At 36.5% G+C, this 3,752-nt stretch carries 3 protein-coding genes; all 3 read left to right on the top strand.

Annotated elements, in window-relative coordinates:
• Window positions 1–293 precede the first annotated feature (293 nt).
• The gene (locus MRZ08_RS01555; RefSeq protein ID WP_297378530.1) at window positions 294–1,430 is read left to right on the top strand and encodes an MFS transporter; all 1,137 of its coding nucleotides are present in this window, start codon (window positions 294–296) and stop codon (window positions 1,428–1,430) included.
• Between the two features lie 323 nt (window positions 1,431–1,753).
• Entirely contained in the window at window positions 1,754–2,401 is a 648-nt protein-coding gene (locus MRZ08_RS01550) for a Crp/Fnr family transcriptional regulator (protein ID WP_297378527.1), read from the top strand.
• A 290-nt stretch (window positions 2,402–2,691) separates the two neighbouring features.
• Window positions 2,692–3,752 (top strand): hypothetical protein (locus tag MRZ08_RS01545; protein ID WP_297378524.1); only part of this gene is annotated, 1,061 nt, incomplete at its 3' end.

Raw genomic sequence — 3,752 nt, 5'->3', positions numbered from 1 at the left:
AATCTCTAATGACTATAGAGCAAATGGTCTTATTTTTGAAAAACATATAGGTGCTTTATGGAAGGATTATATTTTTTCAATCACTGATATATTTCATTTAACCCATAAGTAAACGGTGTAGTTATAGATTTACAAAAATTAGAAGCATAATATATTTTTATTAGTAGACTTTTTTGAAACCAGCAAGTATTTTGCCAATTGTCCTATCTTAGAGTTTAATATTGATGATAATAATGAAGTAAGTTTTTATAGGATTTACAATTCCAATATTTGATGAAGATTAAAGGAAGATTATGGATAAAATTCAGAAAAGAGACTGGGCGGTGCTTGGAATCGCCCTCTTTCACACGACAAATGTTGCTATAAATCAATTTGCCCCTAGTATTATAGAAGAGCTTGGCCTATCTCTTAGCACGACCGAGATTATTCTAAGCCTTAATGCTATTAGTGCGACTATTTTCTTGCTTTTGGCAGGAGAGATTAATGAGAAAATTGGTATGAGGAAGTCTACTATCTTAGGTCTTTCTCTTGTGGCTCTTAGTGGGATAATTCCTCTAATTTTTAGAAATCAGCTTGCTATTATTCTAAATAGGTTGATTCTTGGAACTGGCGTGGGGATTTATGCGACCAATGCTTCGACTTATATAGGGATTTTCAACAAGGGAGCGAAGAAGGCTAGGCTTATGGGCTACAGAAACGCCTTCGAGATGATTGGACTAATAGTATCCATCCTCCTTGCGGGACTTATCGGCAAGGGTGATTTTTACCTAAGCTTTGCGATTTATGTACTCGCCCTATTTCCTTTGATATTTTTCCTAAGAAACGTTCCCGATACTCAGGTAGCCAAGAAGGAAGATTCGGGGAAGTTTAGGGCCAATAGGTTCGTGATTTTCTACATAGTCCTCTCCATGGTAGCTATAATGGCCAATAATGCCATGAATCTAAGATTTCCTACAGTCCTTGCGGTCAATGGAGTCTTGGGAGAGGCGATTAGCCTTTATACGATTTTCATAATGCTTGTGGGCATGGTTGGAGGCTTTGCCTTTGGGAACTTTTATAATATTTTCGAAAAGAAGTCTCTAAGCCTTGCGACCTTCATGATGATTTTAGGCAGTCTTATAATTGCCATCACTGATAAGTCTATCCTTCTTTTAGTCCTAGGCCTTGCCCTTACGACCTTTGCCCAAGCGATTTGCATATCCTATGCGGTAGGAGATTTGGAAAATCATATGGACCAAAGACATATAACTAAAGCCACAGGCATAATGTTTGCTGGAAACAATCTCGGGGCTATGGCCTCTCCCTTCGCCCTAGTTTTTTTCAAGAACTTGCTTAAGACAGAAAGTTTGACCAGGGCTTTTCTAGGCTTTGCAGTCCTTTTGGCCTTGTTTTTGATCTATGATATATTTTTCCTTAAGGAAGATAAATAATTGGACCCTGCGGGGTCTCAGACTGCAGACAAAGTAACTTCAATCGAAATTTATTTTATCGTTAAGTTACCCTTATCTCGACTAGTTAAATGTGCCTTAACTGGCACATTTGACCCTAAAATCTAAGCTCATATTTGTTATAAGGTTTTAGTGTGAGTGAAACGAACACACGGAGAGATCTCATTAGATTTCTCCACTCACTCCGTTCGGTCGAAATAAGGGTTATTTTGATTTTGTCTACACTTTATGACCCTGCGGGGCCTTTTTTGCTATCGTATAATAATAGCAAGTGTTTTACTATATATATAGAAGGAAGGTTTAGTATGGATCTTAGAGAAATACCTATTTTCAAAAATCTAACAGATGAAGAGCTAAGAGAAATAGAGCTTTTGGGTCAAACTTACGAGATGGTCTACCCCAAGGGCAGTCACATATTCAAAAAAGACGAGGTCAAGGAGGACTTTTATTATCTAAAAAAGGGCAGTGTCAAGGTCTACAAGATCGACCCAGAGGGTAAGCGCTATATCATTGCAAGCTTCAACAAGCCAGCAATTTTTGGAGAAGTCTATGCTTATCTTAAAAAGCCCTACGATTTTTGGGCTGAGGCAGATAAGGATAGCGAGGTCTTCGTAATCAAGGACTTTAGAAAACTTATGATGAGGACAAGTTCGAAGAATCTACGCCTAAACTTCATAGATATCCTTGCTAATAAAAGCCTCAAGCTATCCAAGAAAAATCAAATCAACTCCCAAGCCAATCTCAAACAGAAAATCGCAGCCTTCCTCCTTGACAATGAAGATGATGGAATAGTTCATCTATCTATTTCAAGGGAAGAGTGGGCCGACTATCTCGCAACAACGCGTCCATCCCTTTCTAGGAGCTTATCTAAAATGGATAAAGACGGGCTCATAGAAGTTTCAGACAAGTTGGTAAATATAAAAGATAAAAAGTCTTTGGAAGCCTTGATTTGACAAGTTAGAGAACTTACTCAATTTAATATATTAAGCTTATCATAAGCTAATGCCAGACTTATCTCTATAAGACTCTGGCATTTTTTATTGAATAACTTCCTACTATATGTATAATAAATAACTCTTTTTTCATTTAAATTATCTTAGGATATAAATTTTTAAGAAAATGTGAAGATTAAGCCTTGTAAAAAATTCTCATATGTATTAAAATATAGTTAGGATAATAGGTAAATTATAAATTTTGTGTAATTTGCAATTTATATAAAAAAATATTTAACAAGGGGGATTTTATGAAAGGTAGATTAAAAGAATTTGCTTTAAAGCTATTCGCATTGACTTTGGCTATAACTATATCAATACCAAGCAATGTCTATGCTATTGGCTTGTCAAAAAACAAGAATAAGCAAATGCCAACATCCATCAGAATCGCTGATAATAGCGAATACGAAGATGAGTATGTTGAAGAGAACGAAACAAATGAGGATACAAGCGAGAATATCGTTTTATCCGAAACTGACAGGAGAGCTTACAAGATAAGCCACAAGGCAAGTTTAAACGATGATCATGACGGAATAATCTATACTATAAAAGTAGAAAAGATCAAAGACACCGACCATGATCCAGAAAGAAAGATGACTCTTTCTCTTGCCACAAACAAGAACCAAAGCCTAAGAGACATTAATGTCAAGGAAGTTAAGGACCTATCAGAAGATGGGGCAAACATCGATTACAGGGAGGAGAAAAACGACAAAGACGGTCTAAATTCTCTAGCTATCACAAGCCCAAGTGTAGAAAAGTCTATCGAATACGTCCTAGAAGCTCCAATCGACAAGAAGGCTATAGATAGCAAAAAGCTATATTCTGTTGACATGTCCTTGGATATTGATGGATATAATATCGATCTTCAAAGAATTTCACATAAATTTGTAGAATTTGAAAATGAAGATGATCCTGATCTTAAGGAATTGAGACTAACCAGTGTCAAAGAAAAGGAAGACGACCTAAGACACATCGCCTACATCAAAGAAGACGAAGACGGAAAAGATGATAGGATTGTCTACACAGACTACATCTTATCCAAAGATAAGGCTGACGAAGAGAGCAAATCCTTAGAGAAAAACAAAATCGAATATAAAATATCCCTAGATAATATAAAGAAGGAGGATGCGGAAATCAAACTTGACTACTATAAGGCAGGTGAGAAAGGATTTGAGATTCAAAGAGAATTCTCAACCAATATCCCTTACCAAGAAAAGGTCGACCTAGATGTCCCAGCAGGATATCTACTAAAACTTAGCCTAGTAGGAAAGATAGATAAAACTAACACCAAGACCCAAAACTACGGGGTAAA

It is taken from the genome of Anaerococcus sp., assembly GCF_022770135.1.
Lineage (GTDB): Bacteria > Bacillota > Clostridia > Tissierellales > Peptoniphilaceae > Anaerococcus.
This window is presented reverse-complemented; position numbering and strand designations above follow the sequence as displayed.